Annotated in this window: 23 protein-coding genes, 1 tRNA gene and 1 riboswitch; of the genes, 12 read left to right on the top strand and 12 right to left on the bottom strand. The window is 62.3% G+C overall.

Annotation, left to right across the window (positions count from 1 at the left end; all coding sequences use genetic code 11):
- Window positions 1-127 precede the first annotated feature (127 nt).
- Both JQ553_RS00595 and JQ553_RS00590 read left to right on the top strand, forming a co-directional pair.
- Entirely contained in the window at window positions 128-1,303 is a 1,176-nt protein-coding gene (locus JQ553_RS00595; RefSeq protein ID WP_409363012.1) for a peptidase M15, read from the top strand.
- Window positions 1,304-1,430: 127 nt separating this feature from the next.
- The gene (locus JQ553_RS00590; protein ID WP_212497944.1) at window positions 1,431-2,894 is read left to right on the top strand and encodes a L,D-transpeptidase family protein; all 1,464 of its coding nucleotides are present in this window, start codon (window positions 1,431-1,433) and stop codon (window positions 2,892-2,894) included.
- Between the two features lie 55 nt (window positions 2,895-2,949).
- Here JQ553_RS00590 and JQ553_RS00585 read toward each other — a convergent pair whose 3' ends face one another.
- On the bottom strand, window positions 2,950-3,747 hold the full coding sequence (locus JQ553_RS00585; RefSeq protein ID WP_212498754.1) for a DUF2066 domain-containing protein: 798 nt from the start codon (window positions 3,745-3,747) through the stop codon (window positions 2,950-2,952).
- A 306-nt stretch (window positions 3,748-4,053) separates the two neighbouring features.
- On the opposite strand from JQ553_RS00585, the gene JQ553_RS00580 reads away from it, so the two are divergent.
- Window positions 4,054-4,971: a PaaI family thioesterase gene (locus JQ553_RS00580; RefSeq protein WP_212497943.1), complete on the top strand. Its 918-nt coding sequence runs from the start codon at window positions 4,054-4,056 to the stop codon at window positions 4,969-4,971.
- Window positions 4,972-5,029: 58 nt separating this feature from the next.
- Here JQ553_RS00580 and JQ553_RS00575 read toward each other — a convergent pair whose 3' ends face one another.
- Complete coding sequence (locus JQ553_RS00575; protein ID WP_212497942.1) at window positions 5,030-5,599, bottom strand: tetratricopeptide repeat protein; 570 nt, start codon at window positions 5,597-5,599, stop codon at window positions 5,030-5,032.
- A 54-nt stretch (window positions 5,600-5,653) separates the two neighbouring features.
- Window positions 5,654-7,255, bottom strand: coding sequence for a hypothetical protein (locus JQ553_RS00570; RefSeq protein WP_212497941.1), 1,602 nt, complete (start codon window positions 7,253-7,255; stop codon window positions 5,654-5,656).
- Between the two features lie 1,785 nt (window positions 7,256-9,040).
- On the opposite strand from JQ553_RS00570, the gene JQ553_RS00565 reads away from it, so the two are divergent.
- Window positions 9,041-9,424 (top strand): hypothetical protein, encoded by a 384-nt coding sequence (locus JQ553_RS00565; RefSeq protein WP_212497940.1) that lies wholly within the window; start codon window positions 9,041-9,043, stop codon window positions 9,422-9,424.
- Between the two features lie 291 nt (window positions 9,425-9,715).
- Entirely contained in the window at window positions 9,716-10,261 is a 546-nt protein-coding gene (locus JQ553_RS00560) for a hypothetical protein (protein WP_212497939.1), read from the top strand.
- Between the two features lie 585 nt (window positions 10,262-10,846).
- Here the strand turns inward: JQ553_RS00560 and JQ553_RS00555 are convergent.
- From JQ553_RS00555 to apaG, 4 genes are all read right to left on the bottom strand, one after another.
- Window positions 10,847-11,650, bottom strand: a complete 804-nt coding sequence (locus JQ553_RS00555) for a hypothetical protein (RefSeq protein ID WP_249143872.1) — start codon at window positions 11,648-11,650, stop codon at window positions 10,847-10,849.
- A 21-nt stretch (window positions 11,651-11,671) separates the two neighbouring features.
- Window positions 11,672-12,775: a YncE family protein gene (locus tag JQ553_RS00550; RefSeq protein ID WP_212497938.1), complete on the bottom strand. Its 1,104-nt coding sequence runs from the start codon at window positions 12,773-12,775 to the stop codon at window positions 11,672-11,674.
- 263 nt (window positions 12,776-13,038) lie between these two features.
- Complete coding sequence (locus JQ553_RS00545) at window positions 13,039-13,530, bottom strand: hypothetical protein (protein ID WP_212497937.1); 492 nt, start codon at window positions 13,528-13,530, stop codon at window positions 13,039-13,041.
- A 793-nt stretch (window positions 13,531-14,323) separates the two neighbouring features.
- Window positions 14,324-14,722: a Co2+/Mg2+ efflux protein ApaG gene (gene apaG / locus JQ553_RS00540; protein ID WP_212498752.1), complete on the bottom strand. Its 399-nt coding sequence runs from the start codon at window positions 14,720-14,722 to the stop codon at window positions 14,324-14,326.
- 241 nt (window positions 14,723-14,963) lie between these two features.
- Between apaG and JQ553_RS00535 the strand changes: the two genes are divergently transcribed.
- The 3 genes from JQ553_RS00535 to JQ553_RS00525 are packed head-to-tail and all read left to right on the top strand — an operon-like array spanning window position 14,964 to window position 17,996.
- The gene (locus JQ553_RS00535; protein ID WP_212497936.1) at window positions 14,964-16,208 is read left to right on the top strand and encodes an OpgC domain-containing protein; all 1,245 of its coding nucleotides are present in this window, start codon (window positions 14,964-14,966) and stop codon (window positions 16,206-16,208) included.
- Window positions 16,209-16,222: 14 nt separating this feature from the next.
- A complete protein-coding gene (locus JQ553_RS00530; protein WP_212498751.1) occupies window positions 16,223-16,972 on the top strand; it encodes an SGNH/GDSL hydrolase family protein in 750 nt (249 codons plus the stop codon).
- Window positions 16,973-16,985: 13 nt separating this feature from the next.
- A complete protein-coding gene (locus JQ553_RS00525) occupies window positions 16,986-17,996 on the top strand; it encodes an SGNH/GDSL hydrolase family protein (protein ID WP_212497935.1) in 1,011 nt (336 codons plus the stop codon).
- 74 nt (window positions 17,997-18,070) lie between these two features.
- Here the strand turns inward: JQ553_RS00525 and JQ553_RS00520 are convergent, their stop codons facing one another.
- Window positions 18,071-19,264, bottom strand: a complete 1,194-nt coding sequence (locus JQ553_RS00520; RefSeq protein WP_212497934.1) for an O-succinylhomoserine sulfhydrylase — start codon at window positions 19,262-19,264, stop codon at window positions 18,071-18,073.
- Between the two features lie 78 nt (window positions 19,265-19,342).
- Window positions 19,343-19,422, bottom strand: a riboswitch (SAM riboswitch).
- Window positions 19,423-19,581: 159 nt separating this feature from the next.
- On the opposite strand from JQ553_RS00520, the gene JQ553_RS00515 reads away from it, so the two are divergent.
- The 3 genes from JQ553_RS00515 to JQ553_RS00505 all read left to right on the top strand — a co-directional run bounded on the left by JQ553_RS00515 (window position 19,582) and on the right by JQ553_RS00505 (window position 23,480).
- A complete protein-coding gene (locus JQ553_RS00515) occupies window positions 19,582-20,688 on the top strand; it encodes a 2'-deoxycytidine 5'-triphosphate deaminase (protein WP_212497933.1) in 1,107 nt (368 codons plus the stop codon).
- A 114-nt stretch (window positions 20,689-20,802) separates the two neighbouring features.
- Window positions 20,803-21,846 carry a hypothetical protein gene (locus tag JQ553_RS00510; RefSeq protein WP_212497932.1) on the top strand — a complete coding sequence of 348 codons (1,044 nt, stop codon included), beginning with the start codon at window positions 20,803-20,805 and terminating at the stop codon, window positions 21,844-21,846.
- A 191-nt stretch (window positions 21,847-22,037) separates the two neighbouring features.
- On the top strand, window positions 22,038-23,480 hold the full coding sequence (locus JQ553_RS00505; RefSeq protein ID WP_212497931.1) for an MATE family efflux transporter: 1,443 nt from the start codon (window positions 22,038-22,040) through the stop codon (window positions 23,478-23,480).
- A 16-nt stretch (window positions 23,481-23,496) separates the two neighbouring features.
- On the opposite strand, the gene JQ553_RS00500 is transcribed toward JQ553_RS00505, so the two are convergent.
- The 3 genes from JQ553_RS00500 to JQ553_RS00490 all read right to left on the bottom strand — a co-directional run bounded on the left by JQ553_RS00500 (window position 23,497) and on the right by JQ553_RS00490 (window position 25,303).
- On the bottom strand, window positions 23,497-23,913 hold the full coding sequence (locus JQ553_RS00500) for an SRPBCC family protein (protein WP_212497930.1): 417 nt from the start codon (window positions 23,911-23,913) through the stop codon (window positions 23,497-23,499).
- Window positions 23,914-24,048: 135 nt separating this feature from the next.
- The gene (locus tag JQ553_RS00495; RefSeq protein WP_212497929.1) at window positions 24,049-24,408 is read right to left on the bottom strand and encodes a VOC family protein; all 360 of its coding nucleotides are present in this window, start codon (window positions 24,406-24,408) and stop codon (window positions 24,049-24,051) included.
- Window positions 24,409-24,463: 55 nt separating this feature from the next.
- Complete coding sequence (locus tag JQ553_RS00490) at window positions 24,464-25,303, bottom strand: AraC family transcriptional regulator (protein WP_212497928.1); 840 nt, start codon at window positions 25,301-25,303, stop codon at window positions 24,464-24,466.
- A gap of 249 nt (window positions 25,304-25,552) precedes the next feature.
- Here JQ553_RS00490 and JQ553_RS00485 point away from each other — a divergent pair.
- Window positions 25,553-25,626, top strand: a tRNA-Gly gene (locus tag JQ553_RS00485).
- A 93-nt stretch (window positions 25,627-25,719) separates the two neighbouring features.
- Here the strand turns inward: JQ553_RS00485 and JQ553_RS00480 are convergent.
- Window positions 25,720-26,820: an FAD-binding oxidoreductase gene (locus tag JQ553_RS00480; protein ID WP_212497927.1), complete on the bottom strand. Its 1,101-nt coding sequence runs from the start codon at window positions 26,818-26,820 to the stop codon at window positions 25,720-25,722.
- Window positions 26,821-26,829: the final 9 nt, after the last annotated feature.

Below are 26,829 nucleotides of genomic sequence, written 5' to 3'. Positions count from 1 at the left end.
ACTCTTCTGAAAAGACTGCTGATCGGCATTTCCCGCCTTTGCGCGTCCATATCCTGAACCCACAATCCGCCGTGTCGCATGCTTGGCTGGGTAACCGGGCTCCAGGGAGCCCTTGGAGGCTGGGATGATGAACGCGCGGCGAACGGGAGCGACGGCCTTGTGCCGGACGGTCGTCTTCCCGAGTTGGATTATCGCCTGGCTCGCCGCATTCGGCTCGCCTGGACTCGAAAACGCCGGCGCGCCAATCGCCGAGCAGCCGGCGCCTCCGGTTGTCGTCGCCGACGCGTCGCCCGATGCCCCGTGGGCAATCGGCTCAAGCAACGTCGATGTCGGTCGCGCCGCTGTCGGCAACGCCGCCGCCGGTAGCGCTGACCCGGCGACCACCGCCGCGCCGGAGACCGTGGCTGATACCGACACCACGACCAAGCACGAGGCAAAGCCGATTGTCGAGGCCGCGTTGGGCGATCCGGCGCAGGTGGTGCAGCCGGAAACGCAAGCCGCGCAAGAGCCGGCAGCAGGCGCGCCAGATCCGCAGGCTCGCGACGCGAAGGAGCCTGTGCGCTCCATCGAAATTCTCGACGAGTGCTGGGTCGTGGACGTCTGCGTCGACCGCTACCTCTGGGCGCTCTATCAACGGACGCCCAAGGAGGACAGCCTCAAGGTGCAGGACAAGAGGAAAGTGCAAGTCAGGAAGAGGGGCAGAATGGTGACCGTCACCAGAACGTTCACCAGGCTGGTCGATCAGGATTTCACCTGGAAGGACCCGAAGGCCGCTGCGAGAGTTGGTATGCCCATGGCTGACTATGTGATCGGGGGCATGGATCGACGGTTCAAGCTGAAGCTGTTTCATGTGCTCCACGCGGCGGAGCAGGCCGGCCTGTCGCCTGGCATCACCAGCGCATTCCGCGATGACTATCGTCAATCGATTGCAAGCGGCCTCAAGGCAGCCAGCGACAGATCGTATCATGGCGGCAGCTCCCGCGGCGGCTACGGTCATGGGCTTGCGGCCGATGTCGTCAGCGTCAGCGGCGCGACGCGCGATGAGCGATGGTCGTCCTCGGAAAAGCTCTGGAAATGGATCGATGCACACGGGAAGGAGTTTGGAATAGCGCGCCCCTATCTCAACAGGGATCCGCCGCACCTCGCGCCGACCGACGGCAAGGAATATGCCGCTCACCGCGGCGGCAAGACTCAAACGGCGGGATTGTCGGCGAAGAAGCACAGCCGGGTCGCGGTACGAGACAATCATCGCGCCGCGAAGCGCCCGAAGACTGCGAGATCATCGAAGGTGAGAACGACCTGACCTGGATCACGGAACATCCGCGTTACGCCGGAGGCGAAGCTCCCGGCACCGAGCATTTCCGGGTTGGCCGATGAGCCCGGCAACGATGCTTTCCTCGGCACAGGCTCGCGTAACTCGGATCGCGGGGATGCGCATGACCTTTGGGCTTTCGAGGCGGAGGCGGCTGCGGCCCGTGCATCTTGCCATTGCGGGTCTGTTCGCGCTGATCATGATGGGCGGCGGTGCGGACGCCAGAGGCGTTGGCAGCGCCCGCGCGGTCGAGTCCATCGCCTCTCGCGAGGCCGGCGAGCCGGTGCTGGCAATCGTGTCGCTGCAGAAGCAGCGCATCACCATCTATGACGCCCAGGGGTGGATCCTGCGGGCACCGGTGTCGAGCGGCACAAAGGGGCGAGAAACGCCTTCCGGAATCTTCAGCGTCATCCAGAAGGAAGCGGAGCACTATTCGAACCTGTATGACGACGCCTTCATGCCGCACATGCAACGCCTCACATGGTCCGGCATCGCGCTCCATGGTGGCCCCCTGCCAGGATACCCGGCGTCACATGGCTGCATTCGAATGCCCTTCGACTTCGCAGACCGCCTGTTCGACATGACACAGCTGGGCTTGCGGGTGATCGTGGCGCCGACGGACGTAGCGCCGGTCGAGACCGTTCACCCGCTTCTGCTCCGGGCCAAGCCGGATGCCGGTGACGCGGCCGCTGCGCGTATCGCCGAGGCGAATGACGCGGCCAGGAAGGATGAGCAGGCCAGAGGCGCCGCCGGACGCGCCTACCGGGAGTCCATGCAGGCGACGGTGCCGGTGCGCGTGGCGGAAAATCTGAAGGCCAAGGCCGATGCGCGGTTGGCCGCCGTCGAGGCTTCGCTCGGCTCTGCAAGTTCGGCCGATGCAAAGCAGGAGGCAGAGGACGCCAAGGCGAAGGCGGCTGCCAGCGTCGCCGAAACCGACGCGAAATTGGCTGCCGCGAGGGATGAACTGCAATCGAAGCTCGACGCTCTCGCGGCCGCGCGCGACGCCGCCAAGGCCGCGCAGGTTGCACGCGCCGCGGCAGCCGCGGCGGCACGCCAAGCCGCCCGCGAGCTGGCGCCGATCTCGGTGTTGATCAGCCGCAAGACCCAGCGGCTCTATGTGCGGCAGGCCTTTGAACCCATCTACGAGAGCCCGGTCACGATCCAGGATGCCGATCGCCCGATCGGCACGCACGTCTTCACCGCAATCGAGCGCGTCGGCGGCGAGGCCGGCGCGCGATGGAATGTCGTTTCATTGGAGAACGGGCGGCCGCGCGGCGCCGAAGTCGAATCTCCGTCGGAGCCGGACCGCGCAAAGGCCGCGCTCGACCGCATTGTCATCCCGCAGGAGGCACTCGACCGCATCGCGGGAATGACGCCGCGATCTTCGGTAATTGTCACGGACGAGGCATCGAGTTCGGAAACCGGCAAGGGAACCGACTTCGTGATCGTGTTGAGCGACGAACCGCAGGGCGGCATCAAGTTCCGCCGCCGCCGTCCGCCGGCCGGTTTCGGTTATGTGCGCTCGCGCGAACGCTTCCACTACTGGGGCTCGACCTTCAGAAGCCCGCTCTCCATGTGGTGAGATTGAACTAGCGTGCACCAGCCTGGTGCGTCAGCTCATATCGGTTCGCAGCTCTTCATTCGTGGCTCCTGGCTTCGTCAGACAGCACTTGCGCGGCGCCGCCGATGCCGCGCCGAAAGGCTTCATCGAAGCTGACGCCACGAAGCTGCCAGCGGTGCGGTCGGCCGGGACGGTCAACCTGCCATTGCGTGGCCCACCCAAGGTCTTCATCCTTCCAGACCAGACGTCCGACCAAGGCAATTTCCGCGCCCTGCCCGGCAACCGAGACCAGCGTCGAGGACGGCGTCCTGCTCAGATCCGTGCCGTTGATGTTCGCGCTTGCCAATGCCGGCGCGGTCGGGAGCACAATGTTCATCCCGCGCCTGGCGGCCGCCGCGCGCAGCGAGTCGCGCTGTAGATCGGATTGCGTTCCATCCGACGTGACGATGAATTTACGCGTGCCTTGCTCCATCTCGACAAAGACCGCAAGCACTGGACGGTTTGAAAGCCACGGCTTCGAGCCAAGCGCCTTGAGCACGTCGTCGATCTTCTCCTTATCGAAGTCGACGGTCAGGTCGAATGGCCGATCGCGGGTACCTTGCTCGTCGCGTTTGGGCTTGCCGGAAAATTGGTCGTGATACTCGAACGCTGCGACAAAATCCTTTGCCCTTGCCTTGTAAGCCGCCAACCGGTGGTCGCCCGCGAGCCTTTCGGCCCCCGATACTTTGATGAGGGCGTCCTCCAAGCACGACGCAAAGCCGATCATGCGATTTGCCTCGCCCTGGCCGGTCACGACAGTCTGTGCGCGATAGAGGTCTTCCGCCGCCCTTGCAGGGTGAACGCTGCAACACGCCAACGCAGCTGCAAGAACCATCCCGATGACGGCGCGTGCCGTACCAAACCATACGAAGCGGCGCTGCCGTCTTATGTTGTGGGTAGCAATCATGAGATCTCCCGGTTTTGCGATTCGCCCGAGACGATGCTTCAAGCATTGGTCAGATTTTGTGGAAATGCAACCTGTCCGAGAGCCGGCCGCCACTCACGCCATCATGGCATCGAACTCCCGTTCCCGAGCGAAGGGATACCGGTTTGCGTGAAGAAAACGCGTCAAACAAGAATCCAGAACTTCAGTTCTGATTCAATCAGACCGATAATGCTCCAAGGAGCCTGGAACGTCACTATGTCCAAACCCTCGATACCCAACGCGCTGCTACCGTTTGACGAACTGGCCGAAGCCATCAAGGGGCGCCGCTCCGCCTATGGATTGATCAGCGGGCTTCGGCTTGACCAGGCCGCCCCTGGCGAGGCCTGGTCGAGCCTGCCGTACCGTCCGGTCTTCGTCGGCGACACGGAGACCGGCGTGCTTCACGGCGGGGTCGTCACGGCTATGCTCGACGAAAGCTGCGGCATGGCCGTTCAGCTCGCGCTGGATGGTACGCGCGCGATCGCCACGCTCGACCTGCGCATCGACTATCAGAAGCCCGCGACGCCGGGCCTCGACATCAAGGCGCACTCGGTTTGCTACCGCGTCACCCGCTCGATCGCCTTCGTGCGCTCGACGGCCTACCAGGAATCCGAAGGCAGTCCGGTCGCCACAGCAACGGCCTGCTTCATGGTTGGTGCGAACCGAACCAACATGCTGACGGACCGGTCGATTGATTTTCGTGCGCTGCCGACGCTGGAAGCCCCGGAAGATCCGACCAGCCCATTCGCCAAATGCCCTTTCGCGCGTTGTCTCGGCATCCGCATCGGCGACGATGGCACGCTGGTCATGCCGTTCTCGCCAAAGGTCATCGGCAATCCCATCCTGCCCGCCATCCACGGCGGCATCACCGGCGCGCTTCTCGAAACGACGGCAATTGTGAGCGTAACGCGCGAGCTCGGCACCTTGGCGCCGCCCAAACCGATCGGCCTGACCATCAACTACCTGCGCTCGGGCCGCGCGCTGGATAGCCATGCGAAAGCGTCGATCGTCAAGCAGGGCCGGCGCGTCGTCGCCTTCGAAGCACAAGCCTGGCAGGACGATCCGTCCAAGCCGATCGCCTCGGCCTTCGGTCATTTCATGCTGAGGCGTATACCGGACGTCGATGAGGAGTGAGCGCCACGAGCTGCGCCCCGCTGCCCAGCGGTTCGATTTTCCAGTGGCCAATTCGGGGCTAACGCGCGGCCAGCTTTCCATACGCCGCAATGGCCCGCTTGAGATCGTCAACTTCTTCGCAAGGAATGAGGCAGAGAGTCTCGAGCGCGCCCACGAGTTGCTCGGCCTTGGCCGGCTCGCCAAGCACCAGGTAGGCCTCGCCGAGATGTTCATGCGCGCTGCGGTGTCGCGGGTTCAGGATCAGCGCCTGCTGATAATGGCCAATGGCCGGACCAAGCTGACGTTGCCGCCGATAGGCATAGCCGATGTAGTTCTGGATATCGGCGTTATCGGGATCGTGTAATGCGGCGAGTTCGAGCGCCGCGATGGCGCCCTTCCAATCCGCCGCGGCGAGCGCTTTCTTGCCTGCCTTGAAGTCGGGGTCGAGCTGCGCCCAGTCGGCATCCGATGCGAGTGATGGCATGGTGGTGCAGATCGGCCAGGCTTCCGGCGCAATTGCGGGCTCGGCTCTACGATCCAGGCTGCCGAACAGCGTTTTGGTCCACCACTCTGGCGGACCTTTGCTGTAGAGGGTGGCGCCGGCGACCAGCGCGCCAAACACCGTAGCCGCTGCGATCGCGCGGATCATCATTGTCTTCTCGCCATCGATGGCCGCGTGGAGTCGGGGTCAGTCGCTCGAAATCTACTTGCGCGCATCACCGACCGTGGCATCTCGATTCAGGTATGCCTTGGCTTCACGGATTTCCTGCCGTTCCGTATCGGCGTTCCTGGTTAGCTCGACCAGCTTGCCAAAATACTCGGTTGCCTTCTGGCGATCGCCAGCGCCGTCGGCGGCACGGGCGGCCCCGTAGAAGCCGCGATAGCGGTTGGGGAACTGCTTGAGCTCGGTCTCGAATTCGCTCAGCGCGGCTGCGGGCTGTCCGACCTCGAAAAGCAATTCACCGAGCAATTCGCGGGAGGGAAAGAGACGATTTTCCATCGCCACGTGTTTGAGGCTGGCATCCTCGCTGTCGGCGGCCGCCCGCATCAGCTTGAGGGCCCGATCGCGGTCGCCTTCTTTCAGTGCCACCCATGCGGAAACGGCAAGCATCTGCTCTTCTGTTCGGTCGGCCCAGTAGGACTGGTCGGCGCGCTGCAGGGTCGCGCGCAAGGCCTTCATCGCCTCGATCTCATCCTTGGCGCCTGCGAGATCGCCGGTGCGCGCCATGCCGAGACCGCGCGTGAAGCGGATCAACGAATCCGCCATGGGATACTGGGTGGGAATCATGGGCAGCGCGGCGGCGCCGGCCCAGTCCGCCCGTTCCAGCACATAGCGTGCCGGCATGGCAGCCTTGGCGGTGAAATTGACGAAGTTGATCGGTCGATCGCCGCGATCGGCGGTGGCAAGTGACTTCTTGATCATTGCATCGGCCTTGGCGTCCTGCGCGAGCTGCAGATGCGCATAGACGGTAAAATCCGAGGCGTGATAATAGTCGGGCTGGATCTCGAGCGCCGTAGCGTTTGAGGCGATGGATTCTTCCCAAAGCCCGACCATGGAATAAATGTGCGACGGCATATGCCGCGCATGCGGCACGGCCGGCGCAATGCCGGCATAGCGACGGGCCGACGCAACGCCCTTTTCGGCAAGTGGGGCAAAATCATAGGCGTGAATGAGATAGTGCGTCACCCCTGGATGTTGCGGGTTCTGCTCGAACAGCTTTTCGAGAATTGCCGCGGATCTGAGCTGGTTGGCGTAGGTGAGATCCTTCTTCGGCGCCGAGGCTTGCAGCGTCAGCGCATAGTAAGCCTGCACCTCGTAGTCGTCGGGATAGGTCTGCGCCATCCGCTCCATGGCGGCGTTGTAGGCCGCCAGACGGGCATCTACGGCGACCTTGTCGTGGTCGCGGAAATAGGCGCTCAGCGCCTCGATCCAGTCGCGCTCACGCTGCGTCTTCGGCCCGGCGGCCCGCGCCTTTTCCAGTGCGTCCCAGGCTGCCTGCGCGTCGGCCCGCGTCGGCGTGGTTGCCAAGGTATTGCCGAGGAGGTCCATCGCCACACCCCAATGGGCCATGGCACACGTCGGATCCTGCTGCAGGATTGCTTCGAACTTCCGCCGGGCGATCAGGAACCAATACGAATGCAGCATGGCGACGCCGCGGTCGAACTCGGCCTGCACATTGGGATCGCAAGAGGTAGGGAATGTCACCTTGCCGAGCTGCTGGTCCTGCTGGCCGATTGCGCTGCTTGCGAGTGCGGCGGTGATCAGTCCGGTGGCAAACAACATCCGTGCCGACTGAGCGCTCATCGTAAGTCTCCTCTCCGGCTTGTAACCGATGGCGCGCGGGCCTGCCCCAACCGACCGCCCGCCTCGGGTCTACTGCTTCCTCCGATTCCCGCTGTTCGATTGCCGCGCAAGTGTGTGACAAGCACATTCTCTCGCGCGCATCGGATCGCGCCCAAGACCAGCTTCAAACGAAGTACGCAAATGTTGCCCGCCAAAGGGCGCGGTCGTTGCCCTTAAATACGCGAGAGCGGCGGCGCGTCTCGGCGGCAACCCGTCATGGAAGATTATCCCACCTCTCGCGCCGCTAAAAGAGCAGGAGGACTTCCGTACTTGGTCCGCCGGCCAACTGGCCGCCCGAGAAGTTGGGGGAAGCCGGGGACTCCGGCAGTCTGGTGGAGGCAAGCCCGTTGGCTGATTTGGTGATGTTCATGCTGACGTCGCCACGTGGCGTGACAATCTCGACGTCGTCTGATGCCCGCGAATTTCGATCTTAGGAGGCATCCAAAGTGACGGGCAAAAAAAGGCCCGCTGTTTGCAGTTGCGACGCCGTCTCTCAGGTCACATCCGAATCCTTGCCTCGGGGGGCACAGAGCCGCAATTTCCGGCGGGGCAAAAATCAAGAATGAGTCGCAACTGCCGGATCAGTCGCGTTCGAAGACCTTGGCGCCGGGGTAGATCCGCCTTGCGTACGCAATGACGAACGCCCGGTCCTGAATCTCCAGGAACGGAGTTCGGATCTTGCATGACCCGACGATGAGGTGCCATAGGCCATTAAGCTTCTGAATGTTGACGTGCATTTGAATGTTCCTCGAACAACCTGCATTCCAGCAAACACATGCTTGTCGCGACCGTCTTGCGATTCAATCCTCGGAACGGTGATCCTGATTACAGATCGGAACACTGCTCACGCCTGCGATAGAACGACGGCGACTATCATTAGTGTAGGACTCGGCCGCGGCCGTTCAATTGTACGAGGGTATGCGCGGGGCATGAGAAGGGATGAAACAGGGTATACAAAGGTATTGGATGTCCGTCCCGGAGAGCGGAACTGCGGACACCGCTCTCGGCCCATTGCGTCGACTTTTGCGTGGTTGCTTTGCGCCGCTCTTCCGGGAAAGTGAGCCGGATCGATACATCAGTGCGCAATCCGGGTGCGGCAGGACGACCCGACGGGCAAGTCCCTCGAAAGCCCGTCCAGTCCTCGCACGAAAAATATTCGGCTTCCGTCGGTTGGGCAAATCAGTTGTTCAATTCCGCCCGTCTCACTCGATTGAGGGGCGCTTCGCGATCGTCACGGGTGTTGGGTTGAGATGCGCTGGACGCGGAGTGTGCAACTGACGCGTGCGCGTGAAGTGGACGGCGAAGTGGTATGGTCCTGACGTCCAGCATTATTTCTGCCGCGGAAAAGACGGAGGAAAGCCAATGGTTCATGGATCAGTCGCGATCAGATGGAAAGTTCGGCCAATGCCACGCCGCCGAAATTGATCGGCGTTCCTCCAGCGCGTCACGATGTCGAGAAACATCCGTCCTACCTTCTGAGCCGGTGGTCCTTGGTCTATGGGCGGAGGCTTCGAGGGCATACCGGCGGGCCCGCAAGCCGGAACACCGGACGTAACGCTGTGTGTACCTACGTCCGCAAGGCGGGAACCAAGATTTCCTTCGATGCGACGAAACAAAATCTGCCGGGACGAAACCATTTTCCGGCGTTCACGAAACCATGGTGAAACCGCCGGCCATTAGGAACGGTTGTCGGAAGCGACGGGCTAGGGGGGCCATAAAGAACGACAATCGCGATGGGGCGAAGCCATGTCAATTCGCAAAGCTTTTTTAGGCGCTGCGGCGATCACATTCACGCTCGGCGCCGTGCAGCTCGCTTCAGGTCACGACCTCGTAAACCGCTGGCAGGCGGTCTCTGAACAATCAAGCCAGATCGTCAATCGCGCCGGCAAGGCAGATTATCTTGCCGACCGCAAGCCTTTCGCAGTTCCGACAAGAACGGTTTCTCTGCGCCTGAACGATCTCGCCGACACCTCGGTTTTACTGCGTATTCCATTTGCAGAGGTCCGCACCCCGAAGCCGCCGACGCTGCTGCGGAATCAGAGCCGCAAGCCGACGCTTGCCTGCGAGCCCATGGTCAGCGCACTCACGGAGGTCGCGAGTCTTCTGCCGCCGGGCCGCTGCGTGACCTGATCGGCTCGATCCTCACTGTTCATGTCGCAGACCGGAACGCGAGCGCTACCAGCCGACGAAATTCCTGCTGTTCCTGATCAAGGGGCGGCGTTAGCGCGCAACGCAACCTTCTAAGCTGGAAACGGACATGGCATCGGCCTTGGCCAATGTCCGGTCCTGGCTCGAACCGGCGCTCGACGATGTCCGCTCAAATGTCGGGTATTCGGAGTGAAGCAGACGTCTTGTGCTCGACCTGAGTCTTACTGGTTTTGACCCGTTGCGGACATTGCAGAGAATTGGCATTGTCGCGCGATGATCAACAATTGGCTTGCCAATATGCGCACGTGGGCTGTCTGTTTGATTGCTTATTGCGCTGCTTGCACTAGCGCAGTCGCCTGTGTGTTGCCGGGAACACCAGCATCATCAAAAGGCATCCTCTTCGAGCATGTCCCGACCGATATCGACGCACCGGTTATCGTCGAAGCGACCATCTATAACGCAACGGATAATGTGAGCTTCGCGTATGACAGAACTTTCGTACCTGTCACACTAATGAAAGCGCGAGTGGATCGAGTGATCAAGGGATCAATCGATACCAAGTACCTCATGATATTCGTGTCCATGGACAGCTGCGCCCACGTTGGCGTCGGACGGGGAATCGTTCTCGGAACGCTCCGGGACGATCCTCAGCGCGGGATTATGTTGGAAGCAATCCAGAAGGCCGACAGGCGCGACTGGTCCAAAGAATTTTTCGCAAAACAGGCAGCAATTCATGATGCTACAAAGTGCTTCAGGAACGAGTTCGGGGCCCGTGAGTGCCGCCTCCCCGGTATTGGTCCGGAATCAATTCAGCCCTAATACCCAAAGCGGGTCCGTTGTTGGCCCGAAGCGGCGGTCGACGATGTCCGCTCAAATGTCAGGTATTCGGGGTGAAGCAGAAATCTTGTGCTCGACCTGAGCCTTACCGGTTTTGACCCTGGCTGTGTGAAAACGCCGTGCCGCTGTTATGATTCTCCCGGTGATTCTGGGGGGATTTGATGAGGCGCTTCGTTGAGGAGGCAGATCGTGGGCAGTGGACGCTTTTGCCTGAATGCCTCGATGAGCAATGGCCTGGCGCTGCGCAAGGTCTGGCCTCGCCCGACCAGCAAGTCTCCCTATGGGGGCGACGCACTTCCTGACGAAAACGCTTCCAAAAGTAGCCGCCGAGATGGCGCTTTCGGTCCTGGCCTGCAATCTGACACGGGTCATGAACATCATCGGAATCAGGCCGTTGATCGCTGCGATCGCAGCCTGCGCCCCCCGCATTTGGCTCTCACAGACGATCTCCTCCAGGACGTTTTTACACGACCAAGACCCGTGGCGGACGTACGGCTAGTCTCGGAATGACGTCAGTCATCGCAATGAAAACACCGCTCATCCGAACAAATGGATCCTGAGGCCGCCTTATTGGGATATGGCCCGCGGCACTTCCCGTTGTGCTGCGTGGCCTTCAAAAAAGGAAAGCGGGAAACCGAAGGTTAAACCCGCGCGAATCTCGTTCACCGAGCGTCGGTTCGTAAGTGCATGACGTATCGCGAAGTCGATACTGAGATCGTCGCGCACTTTGTAGATCATGCCGACCAGCCCTGAGAACGTTTCTTCCCTTCCAAACTCGTTCTCATAGAAAACCTCGGCGACGGGACGAACCGTCCATGTCGACGGTCCCTCTATGATGGCACTAAGGAAGAGTTCGCCGTGGTGATCCCGGGTGAGGGCAGTCTCGGCATTCAGGTGGATGGTGCCCCAATCCCAACGCTGCGAGACGATGCCGGCTAGGCTTGCGCCGATGCCTGAGTTGCCCGTGCTGTCCGGAAGAAGGACGCCAAATTCGGTCGCAACGCTTGGACCGGTCTTGTCCTGCAGGCTGCCAGGCACAATTACATGCTTAAGGAACGCGCCCGCCGCGGCCAGACTTGTGGGGCCCGCCTGTGAAAGTGGCGTCTGTCCTTGGCCTTCGAAGACGGCTTCCCAGTCTTCGGTTAAGCCGTAGTTGATGACCGTGGCCGGCGCGATCAGCGTGGTCCCGCTCTCGTCGCGCAGGGGTCCGGCCGGCTGCAATTCAATCTCTATCTCCCCCTTCTTTGCGACGGCGGCATCAGTACCGTCGAAAGGCCGATAGGCCTGCGCAGCGCTAGCCCAGGCGAGCAGGGCGAGCGTGACTGACGGGAGCCTCGGGAATTTTCGTGAGCGTCGGTATTTCATAGACATGCGCGCTTTCCCGACAATCGATCAAGGCATTGGCTTGAACATCCAAATCGCCGCCGGCTCCGTCGGCCCTCCACGGACCGCGACCAGCAGACGATCCATTTCCGCCACGAACAGCGACGTGCGCGCGCCCGCTGACGTGGGAATGCGTGTCATATGGCGATATGTCGTGCCCTTCGTTTCGAACACGTCGACGAAACCCGCGCCACAACTGACATAGACGCGGTCGCGTTTTGGGTCGACGAAGAGATCGTCAACGTCGCCACAGGTCTCGGTGGCCGCAACTGGCTTGCCTTCGCTGATATCGAGGACGACAAGCTCAGGCGGATCACGGAAAGCCACGAGGAGCCGGCTTCGATCCCGATCGACGGCCATCGCGAAATTGCCGCGCTTTGCCATAGGCCAATTGGCGACCGGCTTGCCAGAGTTTCCGTCCACTACCGCGACCGCGTGGGCATTGGGCAGGTTCACGAAGATTCGATCTTGGACGATCTGGAAACTTTCGGGATGCGCCTTCAGGGGCGTATCCCAGAGCTTACTTCGGGTCGAAGGGTCGATGAAGGCTAGCGCACCGTCGCCGTGGCCGATCACAATACGCTTGGTGGTAGACTCGATGCGGATGTTGTCGGCATCGCTTCCAAGCTCGAGCCGTCCTATCGCTTTGTATTCGTTTCCGTCGAACAGCCGTACCGAACCATCGTGAGCATTGGCGACGAAGAGCGTGTCAGTCGACGGCTCGTAACCCACTCCTTGCGGTTCTTTCAGACCGCGAATGGTGCGGCTCAAGCTGCGGTTGGCAAGATCGATAACACCAACGCTATCGTTGCCAAGCTCGGCAACGAACAGCCGCTGACGCTTCAAATCGACTGCCATATGATCGATTCGGCCGCGCACGTTGCCGAGGGAAATCTTTGCCTCAATCTCGAGCGGAGCGCCGTCGGTCGATTGCGCAGAAGCCGCGGAGTCGGCGAGACCCGTGACGCTCACGACGAGCGCCACGATAATGATCTGGAACAACTTGTCTGAGAAATTGGAGCTGTAGAAAGAAGACATGCTGCGCCCCTGTGAAATCAGGCGCGATTCTTGGGCATGTCGCCTCGCGGGGAGACCGCTATCCCCGTGGGTCAAATAAACGTCCGGCTGCCCAATCTGTCAATCGGTCTCGCACAATCCCGGCGCGCAGTACGTAACCAACCAGACATTGGAACTTTGTGGACTTCATCTGATCTTAAAACGGGCGGCCGCAAGCCCCCGTTCGGATGTCTCCTGTTGGCCCGAAGCGGCGCTCGACGATGTCCGCTCAAATGTCAGGTATTCGGAGTGAAGCAGAAATCTTGTGCTCGACCTGAGCCTTGACCCACAGCCGACCTCTCGGCAGCGCCTCGGCAATTTCATCCAGCATAAGCGTAGATTGCTCGCTTGGCCCTCGGAATAACGATTACCACTCCAAGGCGTCCGTGCGAATAAAAACTCCCCGGTTTCGAGATTGCGTTGTCCACCAGTGCTTCAACAGCCGGATCAACCTCAATTCCAAAGCCGAACCGGTTAAGGTAGCCTGACAACGTCACTCCCATGGGTGTTTCATGCCACGCTGAATGCGTTCGTTGCGTGCCAAAGCGACGCTCTACATTTTCGGGTCGATAAAAGAAGCCAAGACCCTCATCAGCGATCCTGTTGGCGATTGCATCGGGCAGATTGTACGTGAGAATGCCAGTCTCATTGTCGCCCGGCAGATGTAGAAGAACTGAGCCCCAAATTTGTTGGTTCGAATATAGAATGCCGGTCACTTCGAGATCGGCCGGCATGTGGTTTATCTCAAATCTATGTTCACTGAATTTGAACACGCCGTACAACATCGCAAGGATAACGACGATCGGCAGCACGCAACCCAAGCCAACGGCTCTGACACTTCGCACAAAATGCTCTTTAGTAGTTGCCACAGTTCTCTTCGCGCCCCAAGCGAGCAGGTTGTCTATCTTTTGGTCCCCTAAGATCGTTATGGCAAGATAGGTAAAATGCGATGCAAGGGCCCGTTGCGGCTTGAGTCCTGCTGTTTGAAGGATGTCCGCCTTTGGGAGTCGCGATGACGGTGCACTTAATTTCCATGGCGTGACAACAGATTGCTGATTTCGTTCTCGATCACTGATTTGCCCGACGAGGCAAGTCTTCGCATGAGAAATATAGTGTTTCGCGTTTGACCCAAATCAGGTGTTGAATCCGCCCGTCTCACCCGATCGAGGGGCGCTTCGCGATCGTCACGGGCGTTGGGTCGAGATGCGGTGGACGCTTGAGCGTGTGACTGACGAGCATGCGTGAAGCGGACGGCGAAGTCGTGTGGTTCTGACGCCCCGATGCAGGTGTCAAGTCAGCGAGAAGCAAGCTTCTCACTGGCGACGGTGACAACAAAGCTGGTCTCACCGAGAAGAGCACGAAGGACACCGTAAAACCATCGCGCAGGGAAAGCCGGGTTGTTTCCGGTAACACCTGTGGTCCTACCCCCGTGCTTTTTGTTGCACGGGACCCATGGGTGCGATCGGCACCCGGCTTTCCCTGCGCCCTCTTCAAGAAGAGGGCGGCCAAGGCCAGGCAAACCTCGGACAAATCATGTTGCGAGAACGCGAAACCGTGCGTGGATTCGTAAGGCGGGCAAAGCCAATGGGTGGCGCGAAGCGCCTGTCAATTCAACACGCGCTTGCCGTCCGGGCTTGGACTGTCGAGCGAGAACGTCGGCACGTCGATCTCGAAGCGCTCGCCGCTCTCGCTGACCATCTGGTAGCTCCCGGTCATGAAGCCGGAGGCGGTCGGCAACGGCACGCCGGAGGTGTACTGGAAGCGCTCGCCGGGCGCGAGCACCGGCTGCTCGCCGACCACGCCTTCGCCGCGCACCTCCTGCTTGCGGCCGGTGGCGTCGGTGATGATCCAGTGCCGCGTGCGCAACTGCACGGTCTCCGTGCCGGAATTGGTGATGACGATGGTGTAGGACCAGAAATATTCGCGCCGCTCGATCGACGAACGCTCCGGCATGAAGTTCGGCTCGACGGTAACTTCGATCTGGCGGGTGACGGCGCGGTACATGCGGTCGATTCCGATGGTCTCCAGCATGCGTATCATATCGAATTGGGCCACTGGAACCAATCGATTGCCGCTGCGGCGAAAATCGATCCCCGTCGACCTGACCTATCGCGTTTTCAACATAGTTCCATCCTAATGCGCGACCGCGTGCAGCCCGAATCCGCGCCTTGTTTGCAAGTCGTGGACCGATAATATCTTTTCCGCGCGGCGCGCGCGGAGATCCCGCGCCCCGATACGGTGCCTGATGAGTTCGATTGCGGATCAAATTGCCGGACCGCCCGTCGCGGACGCCCAGGCTAAGGCCATGGCGGCCGCTCCGGCGATCACGCTGCCGGCCACCGGCGAGCGTGAACTGCGGCTCGACCTGTTTCGCGGGCTCGCGCTGTGGCTGATCTTCATCGACCATTTGCCGCCCAACATCCTGACCTGGTTCACGATCCGCAATTACGGATTCTCCGACGCCACCGAGATATTCATCTTCATCTCCGGCTACACCGCCGCCTTCGTCTACGGCCGGGCGATGCTGGAGGCGGGATTCGTGGTCGCGACCGCGCGCATCCTGCGCCGGGTCTGGCAGATCTATGTCGCGCATGTCTTCCTGTTCACGATCTTCCTTGCCGAGATCTCATACGTCGCCACATCCTTCGAGAACCCGCTCTACACCGAAGAGATGGGGATCATGGATTTCCTCAAGCAGCCCGACGTCACCATCGTCCAGGCGCTGCTGTTACGCTTCCGCCCCGTCAACATGGACGTGCTGCCGCTCTACATCGTGCTGATGCTGTTTCTGCCGCTGATCCTGGCGCTGATGCGATGGAAGCCCGACGTCACGCTCGCGCTATCGGTGCTGCTGTATGCCGTGACCTGGCATTTCGATCTCTATCTGTCGGCCTATCCGAACGGCTTCTGGGCGTTCAATCCGTTCGCCTGGCAGTTGCTGTTCGTGTTCGGCGCGTGGTGCGCGCTCGGCGGCGCGCGGCGGATGTCGCGCATCCTGTCGTCGCCGGTCACGATGTGGATCTGCATCGTCTATCTGATCGCAGCATTCTGCGTGACGCTGACCTGGTACGTGCCGCAGCTCGGCCACATCATGCCCAGGCGGATCGAGCAGTGGATGTATCCGATCAACAAGACCGATCTCGACGTGCTGCGCTTCGCGCACTTCCTGGCGCTCGCCGCGCTCACCGTGCGCTTCCTGCCCAGGGACTGGCCGGGGCTGAGGTCACCCTGGCTGCGACCTTTGATCCTGTGCGGCCAGCATTCGCTTGAGATATTCTGCCTCGGAGTCTTCCTCGCCTTTGCCGGACATTTCGTGCTTGCCGAACTGTCCGGGGGTGCCGCACTGCACGCGCTGATCAGCATCTGCGGCATCCTCATCATGTCGGGCATGGCGTGGATCATTTCGTGGTACAAGCATTCTGCCGACAAAGGTGCGTCGCGAACAAAAAGCACCGGCGGCAACGCCGATCTGGCGGGAGGGGGAGCGTGAAGTCCGTCTGGACGATGCTAGGCATGACGCTGCTTGCCGGCTGTTTGACCGCCGTCCCGGCGCGCGCCGAAGAGGCGGCCCAGCCGCAGCCCCAGCCCTGCGACGTCCCCGCCTACCTCCTGTCCAGCGACAGCTCGCTTCCGAGGGTCGCCGATGTGGTCAAGCGCGGCCAGCCGCTCAACGTGCTCCTCGTCGGCAGCCGCTCCTCCACCATCCCCACGCAGGAGGCGAGCGCCTATCCGGCCAAGCTGCTGGCGGCGCTGAAGGACAGGCTGCCATCGGTCCAGATCAATCTGTCCGTAGAACTGTACCCCTCGAAGACCGCAGAGGAGACCCATGCGTCACTTGTTAAGCTCGTAGAGGCAAAAAATCCTACTCTGGTGATTTGGCAGACCGGCACGGTCGATGCTATGCGGTCGATCGATCCGGATGACTTCCGCAGCGCCATCGATGAGGGGGTTGTTGCGTTGCAGAATGCCGGGACTGACGTGGTGTTGGTTAACCTGCAGTACAGCCCGCGTACGGAGACGATGATTTCCGCGCCGCCATATCTCGATAACATGCGCGTGGTGGCGCAGCAGCACGACGTCCCGCTGTTCGACCGGTTCGCGATCATGCGCTACTGGAGCGAAGCTGGAGATTTCGACCTGTTCAGCACCTCGCATGGGGTCGAACTGGCCAAACGGGTTCATGCCTGCATCGGCCGCGCGCTGTCGAAATTCGTGATCGATGCAGCCCATCTGGATCAGGCGCAGCAGAATTAGGGAAACAGAGTTAATGAGTCCTCACCGCCCTTTTTGCCGGAAGCCACGGCGAGCCCTGTCCGCAGTCGCGGCGTTGCTGTTGCTGACGCCCGGGTCGGTCGCGCCGCTTTGCGCGCAGACGGCGCCGGCGGGCCAGCATGCCGCGCTGTCGCCCGGTTCCGGGACCGAGGCCGCGAAACCTGATGCGGCGAAGTCCGAGACAGCCGGCGATCGGGCCAGCCAGCCGCCTCCGCGGGGCATCACCGAAAAGGCAATCGACAAGGTGAAGGAGGTCGCCAAATCCGCGAGTGACATCTTCAACCGTGTGCCCTGCCTGCCGCCGAAGGGCGTGATGACGTCGATGGGCTCGTTGTCCCATGTCGCGAGCAAGCTTGCCGCAGGACTTCCGGTCAAGATCATCGCGTTCGGGTCGTCCTCGACGCAGGGCTACGGCTCGTCGTCGCCGGAGTTTACCTATCCGAACCGGCTTGCCGCGCAATTGCGCCGCCAATATCCGACCGCCGACATCACCGTGATCAATCGCGGCAGGGGCGGCGAGGACGCGCCGGAAATGAAGACGCGGTTGCAGACCGAGGTGCTCGACGCGCATCCCGATCTCGTGATCTGGCAGGTCGGCACCAATGCGGTGCTGCGCAATCTCGATTTCACCGAGACTGAAAAGACCATCGAGGAGGGCGTGGCGCGCATCCAGGCTGCCGGTGCCGACGTGGTGCTGGTCGATCCGCAATATTCGCCGCGCGTCATTGAGCGGCCCGAAAGCGCAAGGGGAATGGTGAAGCTGCTCGGCCGCATCGCCGCGCTGCGTCACGTCGGCATCTTCCCGCGTTTCGAGGTGATGCGCGACTGGCACGAAAGACAGTCGATTCCGATCGACAAATTCGTCATCGCCGACGGCCTGCACATGAACGACTGGGGCTATGCCTGTTTCGCGCAACTGCTCGGCGACGACATCATCCGTTCGGTCGGCCAGATCAAGGTCGGCGCCCACGTGCCGGCCGATGTGCGGGCCAATAGGCCGATGTGATTGGCGCGAGCAGGGAGTAGCGAACCGCGAATGGTGAAGATGTTGTTCGCCATTCGCTACTCGCCATTCGCCCTCTACGCCTTTTCCAGCGCCTGCTCGAAATCCTCGACCAGATCGTCGGCATGCTCGAGCCCCGCGGAGAAGCGAACGAAGCCTTCACTGATGCCAAGCTCGGCGCGGGCGTCGGGCGTCAGGCGCTGATGCGTCGTGGTCGCGGGATGCGTGACCAGGCTCTTGGCGTCGCCGAGATTGTTCGAGATCCGCGAGATTTTCAGCGCGTTGAGGCAGCGGAAGGCCCCGGCCTTGCCGCCCTTCACCTCGAAGCCGACCAGCGTCGAGCCCGCGCGCATCTGCTTGCTGACGGTCTCCGCCTGCGGATGGTCGGCGCGGCCCGGATAGACCAGCCGGGTGATCTTGGGGTGCTTGGCCAGCGCGTCCGCGACCTTGGCGGCGTTCTCGGTCTGCGCGCGTACCCGGACGCCGAGGGTCTCCAACCCCTTCAGCAGCACCCAGGCATTGAATGGCGACATCGACGGGCCGGTCTGGCGCATGAAATTATGGATGTGCTCGGCGATGAACGCTTCCGACGACAGGATGATGCCACCGAGGCAGCGGCCCTGGCCATCGATGTGCTTGGTCGCGGAATAGACCACGACGTCGGCGCCGAGCGAAAGCGGAGACTGCCAGATCGGGGTCGCGAATACGTTGTCGACCACGAGCCGCGCGCCGCCCTGATGGGCAATCTCGGCGATCGCCGGGATGTCGAGCACGTCGAGCGTCGGATTGGTCGGGCTCTCCAGGAAGAAGGTCTTGGTGTTCGGCCGCACCGCCTTCTTCCACTGGTCGAGGTCGAGGCCGTCGACCAGCGTCGACTGGATGCCGTAGCGCGGCAAAAGATCCTGCACCACATAGAGGCACGAGCCGAACAGAGCTTTCGAAGCGACGACGTGATCGCCGGCCTTCAGCGGCGCCAGGATCGCAGTTGTCACTGCGGCCATGCCTGTCGCGGTCGAGCGCGCGGCTTCCGCGCCTTCGAGCTCGATCATGCGACGCTCGAACATCGCAATCGTCGGATTGGAATAACGCGAATAGATGAAGCCGGGATCCGCGCCCTTGAAACGCGCCTCGCATTGCTCCGCGCTGTCGTAGACGTAGCCCTGGGTGAGAAACAGCGCCTCCGACGTCTCGCCGAATTGCGAGCGCAAGGTGCCGCCATGGACCAGGCGGGTTTCGGGACGATGGCGGGACGCAGACTTGGATTCAGACATGTGACCTCCGACGCGACCGCTCTCGTCAGGAGAAACGGTCACAAAAAAACCGGCCCGGAGAAACCTCCACAAGCCGGGATCACATTGTCCCCGGCCTGTTTAGCGACTTATTTTACGTGGCTGCAAGCCGGCCGGCTCAAATCACCACGGGATAAGTCCTGCTGATATTCGCTCGCGCCCTTTCCGTCAAGGCGGCCATCGGATAACCCGTAAAAGCCCATATTTTGGGGGTTGGATGGCCGCTCCGGCCATGATCTGGAGAAGCGGTTGCATTTTTCCGGGAAGATCGTGAGAGAGCAATCCCGAGGGACCACGCCGTGCCGTTCACGCTGCAAGACGAAGCCAACGGAATCCTGCCCGACCGCATGATCGCGGAGCTGGCGGATGCGGGCCTCATCCTGCCTGCCTATCCCTTTGTCGAGAGCCAGATCCAGCCGGCAAGCCTCGATCTCCGCCTCGGCGACATCGCCTACCGCGTGCGCGCGAGCTTCCTGCCCGGCCCCGACGCCACGGTGGCCGAGCGCATCGACGAGCTGAAGCTGCATGAAATCGATCTGTCCGACGGTGCCGTGCTCGAGACCAATTGCGTCTACATCGTGCCGCTATTGGAAAGCCTCGCGCTGCCGCCCGAGATCGTCGCCGCGGCCAACCCGAAAAGCTCGACCGGCCGGCTCGATGTCTTTACCCGCGTGATCGCCGACGGCACCCGCCGCTTCGACATGATCGGCGCCGGCTATCACGGTCCGCTCTACGCCGAGATCAGCCCGAAGACGTTTCCGGTGCTGCTGCGCGAGGGCTCGCGACTCTCGCAGGTACGCTTCCGCATCGGCGACGCGATCCTTAATCCCGACGAACTCGACGCGCTGCATGCCGCCGAACGGCTGGTCGATAGCGACGATGCCGATCTCAACCATGGAGTAGCGCTCTCGGTCGATCTGTCCGGCGAAAGCTCAGGGGGCTTCGTCGGCTACCGCGCCAAGCGCCACACCGGTGTGGTCGATGTCGATCGACGCAGTGGCTACGCGGTCGATGAGTTCTGGGAGCCGATTCCGGCGCGACCCGACGGCAGCCTGATCCTCGATCCCGGCGAATTCTACATCCTTGCGTCCAAGGAAGCCGTGCAGGTGCCACCGGATTTCGCAGCCGAGATGGTGCCGTTCGATCCCCTGGTCGGTGAATTTCGTGTCCACTACGCCGGTTTCTTCGATCCCGGCTTCGGCTATGCCGGCGCCGGCGGCAAGGGGGCGCGCGCCGTGCTGGAGGTGCGCTCGCGCGAGGTGCCGTTCATCCTCGAGCACGGCCAGATCGTCGGCCGCCTCGTCTATGAGCGTATGCTGAAACGCCCCGACGCATTGTACGGCCAGCGGATCGGCTCGAACTACCAGGCCCAGGGCCTGAAGCTGTCGAAGCATTTCCGGGTTTAGCTCACTGTAGTGTGCTCTCGCGGTTCGAGTGGCCGCTTTGCGGCTCCTCGTCGTGGGGATTATCATCGGCGAGTACATCGCGGGCGTCGTGCAAGAGAGCCGAAAGGTGGCGATATGACCGGTGAGCAAAACGCCCAGGAGGCGCAATGGCGACGCTGGCGCGCAGTCGCCGATCTCTATCATGCCTTCTTCACAGGTCTCATTCTCGCCGTGGTGACACGGCGCGGCGCGGCCGATGCCGCCGAGTTCGTGTTTCGCGTGTTTCGCCGTCAGCAGCAGGAGCGCTTCCTCCCCGGCCTGAAGAAGCTCGGCCTCGACCATCTGCCGCCGCCGGTCGCGGCCGCGCAGTATCACTATCTCTCCAACTGGATCGGCGGCGTGCATGTCGAATACATGTACGAGAACGACCGCAAGGCATGGATCCGCTATCCGCCGCCGCGCTGGATCTGGAAGGGCACTGCGATCTGCGGCGTGCCCGGCGAGGTCTCGCGCGCGATGCTGCGCGGGTGGCACGCCAATAACGGTGTCGCGCTCGGTGACCTCCGGCTTGGCTTCGTCTGCACCAAGCAGAGCGTCGACGGGCAGGACGGGCTCGAAGGTTATTACTGCGAATATGATCATCCGCTCGAGCTCGAGCAGCGCCTCGTGTTCGCGCGTCATCTTGAGGCGCCGCTGTTCGATCCCAAGACCGCGCCGGCGTTGCCGGTCGAGAGCTGGCCGAAGCCGCGGCTGGAGAAGGCCTATCGCAACTATGCGATGGAATATGTGAAGACCGCGGCCCCCGTGATCGTGCAATTGTTCGGCCCGGAGGATGCCAGCTATCTCCTGCATCTCACCGGCAAGTTGGTTGGCATGCAGTATTTCGACGAGGTCGCAGCAGCTCTCGGCGCAGGCCGTGGCGGCGCGAAGGAGTTTGCCAGCTTCCTGAATGCGCTCTTCCAGTCGCAGGATGATGCGGCCGAGATCAGCGAATCCGAGGGTCAATTCGAGCTTCGCCAGCAGAACTGGAAGCTGATGGCCGACGTCGCCGACTATCACCCGGCATGCGCCAGCGTGCTGACGGGCCTGTTCGAGGGGCTCGCGGCCGGCTGCGGAAGACATATTCCGGTGCATTTGAAGCCAAATGGCAGCGCACCGCTTGTCTGGTCGGTCGGCTAGCACGGGCGCGAAGACCCGAGACGTAAAGAATTCGCGGCCGGAACGATACGAGTGAGCATCGTCACACCGGCGCCTGTGGCTCGCCTGCAATCGCGCAGGCCCCCTCTGCGTCACGCGCACGTGGAATTGATCCCCGCCATGGTAGGGAAACACACGTGGCGCGGCTCCCAGACTGCGCGCGGGGAGTTGAAATGTCCGATCTCGGCCTCGCCGAAATACCTGTCGACAAGGAAGAACGCCCGCTGCCGCCGCCGGTGACCAGGCCGGCGCGCAATGCGCTGCTGGACGGGCCGATCCTGCGCACGCTGCTCTGGCTCGCCTGGCCGAACGTGATCGCGCTGTCGGCCGGCACCTGCGTGGTGATCGCGGAGACCTCCTATATCGGCCGCCTTGGAGTCGAGGCGCTCGCCGCGATGGCGCTGGTGTTTCCCTGCGTGATCCTCACCATGACGATGTCGGGCGGCGCGATGGGCGGCGGCGTTGCATCGTCGATCGCACGCGCGCTTGGCGCCGGCGAGATCGATCGCGCCTCGACGCTCGCGGCGCATGCGTTGCTGATCGGGCTGACCTTCGGCCTGATATTCATGCTGGGCATGCTGATCTTCGGGCCGCGCCTGCTCGAACTGCTTGGTGGCCGCGGCAAAGTGCTCGAGCTAGCGGTCGCCTATTCGCAGATCTTCTTCGGTGGTGCGATCCTGCCCTGGCTGATGAACACCATGGCCGGCATCCTGCGCGGCACTGGAAACATGAAACTGCCGTCGACCATGATCCTGTCGTCGGCGGTCTGGCAGATCATCCTCGGCGGCACGCTTGGGCTCGGCCTCGGCCCGGTGCCGCAATTCGGCATGCGCGGCGTCGCCGCGGGCTCGCTGATCGCCTATTCGATCAGCATCGTGGTCATGGGCTGGTACCTTTTCTCCGGCCGCGCCCGCGTCATCCCGAAGATCAAGGGCCTGCGCGTGCAATGGGCGATGTTCATCGACATCCTCAAGGTCGGCGCGGTCTCCTGTTTCTCGCCGCTGCAATCGGTGCTGACGATCTCGATCTTCACCCACATGCTGGCGCAGTTCGGCACCGCGGTTCTCGCGGGCTATGGCATCGGCGCCCGGCTCGAATTCATGCTGACCTCGGTTGCCTTCGCGGTCGGCATCGCCTCGGTGCCGATGATCGGCATGGCCATGGGCGCGGGGCGGACCGCGCGCGCAAGGCGGATCGCATGGACAGCGGGCACGGTGTCGTTTCTCTCGGTCGGCGTGATGGGCAGCTTCATCGCCGTTTTCCCCGACCTCTGGGTCAACATTTTCACCGATGATCCCGCCGTGCGGACCACCAGCCATCAGTATCTTTCCACTGCCGCGCCGATGTATGCGTTCATCGGCCTTGCAATGTCGATGTACTTTTCCTCGCAAGGCGCGGCGAAGGTGTTGGGTCCGGTACTGGCCCAGACCGCGCGGCTGATCTTCATCGCGACATGCGGCTGGTGGCTCTCGACGCAGGAGGCGACCGCACAGAATTTCTTCGTGCTTGCCGCCGCCTCGATGGGCGTGCTCGGTACGCTCTCCTGGCTCAGTGTAGTGCTGACGCGGTGGGGCAAGCCAGCGCCGCTCGCCAAGGTGCGGCCGGCGCTGTCCTGAACCTCTCGCGCACGGGTTACGCTGCGCTCTTCGCCTTCGCCGATCGCGCCAGCGCGGTCTGCATGGCGGCTGCGCCGAGGTCCATTTGCGCGTCCATATAGGGCGCGATCTCGTGCGGCAGCACGTCGGCGATCCATACGATGCGGCAGCGGCCGTCAACCTCGGCGAACACCTGCGCCGACGCCGAATGCTGCTTCAGCCGCTCGCTCGTGATCGCGTAAACCAGCCGCTGCCGCTGGTCGTCGCTATCGACCAGCGTCTCGCGCGCCACGGTGCCGTTGGCAAAGGTGACGATGCGCACGTCGCCCTCGAGTTGGGTGTCAGTGACGAAGCCCGGCACCAGCCGCGTATGCAGCGCGCCGAAATCGCGCAGCGCGTCCCAGACGTGATCGGCCGGCGCATCGATAGGGATATTCTTGTGAATGGAAGCCATGGGATCGGATCCTTGTTCATGCACGTAAAAAATCGTCACTGCGAGGAGCGAAGCGAAGAAGCGATCCACGCCTCAACAAGTGGAAAGATGCATTGCTTTGCTTTGCTCGTAGTGACGGTGGAACGTGTGCCGCACCTACGTGGACACCGCCTCGACATTGTTGCCGTCCGGGTCGATCAGGAACGCGGCATAATAGGTCGGGCTGTAATCCTTGCGGTGGCCCGCCGCGCCGTTGTCCTTGCCGCCGGCCTTCATGCCTTCGGTGTGGAATGTCTTGATTGCGTCGTGGCTCGGCGCGCGGAAGGCGATATGGGCGCCGGCAGGGGTCGTGCCATTGTGCAGGTGCAGCCAGAGCGCGGGCTCGCCCTTCGGGCCGAAGCCCGCGCCGTTGTCGTCGCGTGAGCAGAGGACAAAGCCGAGCGGCGCCAGTGCGGCGGTATAGAAACGCACGCTGGCGTCGAGGTCGGCGACGCGCAGTCCGATGTGGTCATACATGAGGAGTCTCCGGGTGATCAGCGCGTCGGTGACGCGCGGGCTGGAGAAACCCTAGCTAGTGCGCGGCAAGGCGTTCTTGGAAAATCTTGCGGTCACCCCGCGACGCCTGGCGGAACTTGCGCGGCGAGGCGCCGGCGGCGCGGTGGAAGCTGCGCACGAAGTTCGAGAGATCGTTGAACCCGACATCATAGGCGATGTCGGTGATCGGGCTGTCGTCATCGGCGAGCCGCCGCGCCGCATGGCGCAGCCGCGAGCGGACCAGATATTGATGCGGGGTCACGCCGAGCACAGCGGAGAACAGCCTCAGGAAATGGAACGAACTGAGGCCAGCCTGGTCGGCGGCATCGTCAAGGTCGATGTCGCGGTGCGAATTGGCTTCTATCCACAACGCGGCCTCCACCGCGCGGCGACGATCCCGCAGCGTGGCGGTCAGGGCTCTTGCCTTGCGGTCGGACACAACCTCGACAAAGCGGCTGGCGAACAGATGTCCGACCTCGTCGAGGCCGACATCGCTGCTGCCAACTGCTGCCGTTTGCGCAAGCTCGCCCAGCACCATCAGTTCCGGCAGCGGCGGCACCGAGCCAACTTGCCAGACCGCCACGCGGTCACCGATCGTCTCCACCAGCTCCGGATCGAGGAAGAACGACAGGCACTCGTCGCCGACCACGTGGTCGTGCGTGCAGGTGTATTCGTCACCGGGATGGCCGACCAGGGTCGACCCCGCCACCAGCTCGTGGAAACGGCCGCGGCAATGGCAGCCGAAGCTGCCCTTGCGCACATAGGACACCGAATGGCAGGCGAATTGCTCCGCAAACGGCTTGTCGCCGGGCTCCGCGCTGCAGCGAAACTCGGTCACCGATATGCGGTCGCGCTGCAACAGCGTGGTGCGGTTCATGCAGGAAATTTAGGGCTGCGCCCCGGGCGGCGCAACCGATAGCAGCACGTCGAACAGCGTCTTGCTGATGGCCGCATTGGCGCCCTCGATCGAGAACAGCCCAGCGGCACGCCCGCAAGATCGCAGTCGTCGCAACTTCGGATAGGATCATAACACCATCGTGAACGCGCGCACCTGGGATCCGCCCGTCCCGTTAAGGGCGGAGACGACTTGGCGGACGGCCCAGTCTCAGGTATTCATCTCAGTCAGGCGGGCGTAGTTCAATGGCAGAACGGCAGCTTCCCAAGCTGCATACGAGGGTTCGATTCCCTTCGCCCGCTCCAAATCAGATATCTCCGCAAAGAGCGCGCGTAAGTCAGCCATCGCCCGTCAGGCGCTCGATCGCAAGCAGCGATCAGGTGACATCTGCGATCGGTTCAACTGGTCCGCAGCATCGAGGGGTCGAGCGCGGGCAGCCTCATCGGGTCGAACGGCGCCAGATTAAGAGTGTGTGCCGCGCCGTCAGCGATCAATTCGGCCATCGCTTCCCCGGTCGCGGGTGAGTTGAGGATACCCCAGACGTTGTGCCCGGTCGCGATATAGATGCCCTCGCTGCGAGGGACCTTGCCAATCAGCGGCAAGCCGTCCTGTGTGACCGGACGGAAACAGGCTTGCCGCGCCACGATTCTTCCTGCGCGGAAAACCGGCGACAACCGTTCGGCGATTGCTTGCAGGCGGTCGATTGCCTCTGATTCCGGCTTTACCGCGGCGGGGTCGATCGGTAGTGGGACTATGTCGGACAGGGCCGTGATGTGGGTGCTGCCGTCCGCGCGCGGAAACACCTCGACGCTCACGACCTCGCCGGTCTCATCGTGATAGTCCAGAAATAGCGCGTGCGGGGGAACGTCCGTGCCGGTATCGTAGATGAGGCTCGGACTGCGCTGCCCAAATACTGCCGGCAAGCTCATCCATTCGGCCGCCAGCAGCGACCAGGGGCCCATCGCGACCACGATGGCATCCGCTTCGATGACGTCGTCGTCAACTTTGACGAACCGCACGGTTTCATCGTGGCTCACCACACCTGTGACGCGTCCGCGGCGCTGTTCGGCGCCATGCGCTTGGGCGGCACGCATCATCGCGAAGGTAAACTTGCGCGGATGAACAATGGCCGTCGTTTCGGTGGTGCCAAGCTGCCCTGCAATGACCACGCCGTCGGACAGCCAATCAAGCTCCGATGGTTTGTGGCGGCGCGGATCATGCCGGGACACAACGAAGCCGCTGTAAGCGGTCATGGGACGATAACCCCAGTCGTCGGCAATTTCCTTCGGCAACGCGGCGTGCAGCTGAAAGCTGCGTCGGGCCAGCGCGTCAAGCGGCGTGCCGGCACACCAGTCGAGTGCCAGGAAGCCGCCAGCCTTGCCGGAGGCGGCGGCCGCCACCTCGGTGCCGTCAACCACAATTACCTCGACGCCGCGTCGGCTGAGGAAATAGGCGGTGCAAGCGCCAATTACGCCCCCGCCGCAAATCACAACCCGCATGTCTTCTCC

Source organism: Bradyrhizobium lablabi (assembly GCF_018131005.1).
Classification (GTDB): domain Bacteria; phylum Pseudomonadota; class Alphaproteobacteria; order Rhizobiales; family Xanthobacteraceae; genus Bradyrhizobium; species Bradyrhizobium lablabi_D.
The sequence above is the reverse complement of the archived record's forward strand: the minus strand, read 5'-3'. Positions and strand labels throughout refer to the sequence as shown.

Coding starts and splice junctions, on each gene's coding strand:
- JQ553_RS00575 (WP_212497942.1), bottom strand. CDS start 5,599: ATGATCCGCGCGATCGCAGCGGCTACGGTGTTTGGCGCGCTGGTCGCC.
- JQ553_RS00595 (WP_409363012.1), top strand. CDS start 128: ATGAACGCGCGGCGAACGGGAGCGACGGCCTTGTGCCGGACGGTCGTC.
- JQ553_RS00490 (WP_212497928.1), bottom strand. CDS start 25,303: ATGAACCGCACCACGCTGTTGCAGCGCGACCGCATATCGGTGACCGAG.
- JQ553_RS00510 (WP_212497932.1), top strand. CDS start 20,803: ATGACCGGTGAGCAAAACGCCCAGGAGGCGCAATGGCGACGCTGGCGC.
- JQ553_RS00585 (WP_212498754.1), bottom strand. CDS start 3,747: ATGGTTCTTGCAGCTGCGTTGGCGTGTTGCAGCGTTCACCCTGCAAGG.
- JQ553_RS00500 (WP_212497930.1), bottom strand. CDS start 23,913: ATGGCTTCCATTCACAAGAATATCCCTATCGATGCGCCGGCCGATCAC.
- JQ553_RS00495 (WP_212497929.1), bottom strand. CDS start 24,408: ATGTATGACCACATCGGACTGCGCGTCGCCGACCTCGACGCCAGCGTG.
- JQ553_RS00565 (WP_212497940.1), top strand. CDS start 9,041: ATGTCAATTCGCAAAGCTTTTTTAGGCGCTGCGGCGATCACATTCACG.
- JQ553_RS00555 (WP_249143872.1), bottom strand. CDS start 11,650: ATGTCTATGAAATACCGACGCTCACGAAAATTCCCGAGGCTCCCGTCA.
- JQ553_RS00535 (WP_212497936.1), top strand. CDS start 14,964: ATGAGTTCGATTGCGGATCAAATTGCCGGACCGCCCGTCGCGGACGCC.
- apaG (WP_212498752.1), bottom strand. CDS start 14,722: ATGTACCGCGCCGTCACCCGCCAGATCGAAGTTACCGTCGAGCCGAAC.
- JQ553_RS00560 (WP_212497939.1), top strand. CDS start 9,716: ATGATCAACAATTGGCTTGCCAATATGCGCACGTGGGCTGTCTGTTTG.
- JQ553_RS00570 (WP_212497941.1), bottom strand. CDS start 7,255: ATGAGCGCTCAGTCGGCACGGATGTTGTTTGCCACCGGACTGATCACC.
- JQ553_RS00525 (WP_212497935.1), top strand. CDS start 16,986: ATGAGTCCTCACCGCCCTTTTTGCCGGAAGCCACGGCGAGCCCTGTCC.
- JQ553_RS00480 (WP_212497927.1), bottom strand. CDS start 26,820: ATGCGGGTTGTGATTTGCGGCGGGGGCGTAATTGGCGCTTGCACCGCC.
- JQ553_RS00580 (WP_212497943.1), top strand. CDS start 4,054: ATGTCCAAACCCTCGATACCCAACGCGCTGCTACCGTTTGACGAACTG.
- JQ553_RS00520 (WP_212497934.1), bottom strand. CDS start 19,264: ATGTCTGAATCCAAGTCTGCGTCCCGCCATCGTCCCGAAACCCGCCTG.
- JQ553_RS00505 (WP_212497931.1), top strand. CDS start 22,038: ATGTCCGATCTCGGCCTCGCCGAAATACCTGTCGACAAGGAAGAACGC.
- JQ553_RS00590 (WP_212497944.1), top strand. CDS start 1,431: ATGCGCATGACCTTTGGGCTTTCGAGGCGGAGGCGGCTGCGGCCCGTG.
- JQ553_RS00530 (WP_212498751.1), top strand. CDS start 16,223: ATGCTAGGCATGACGCTGCTTGCCGGCTGTTTGACCGCCGTCCCGGCG.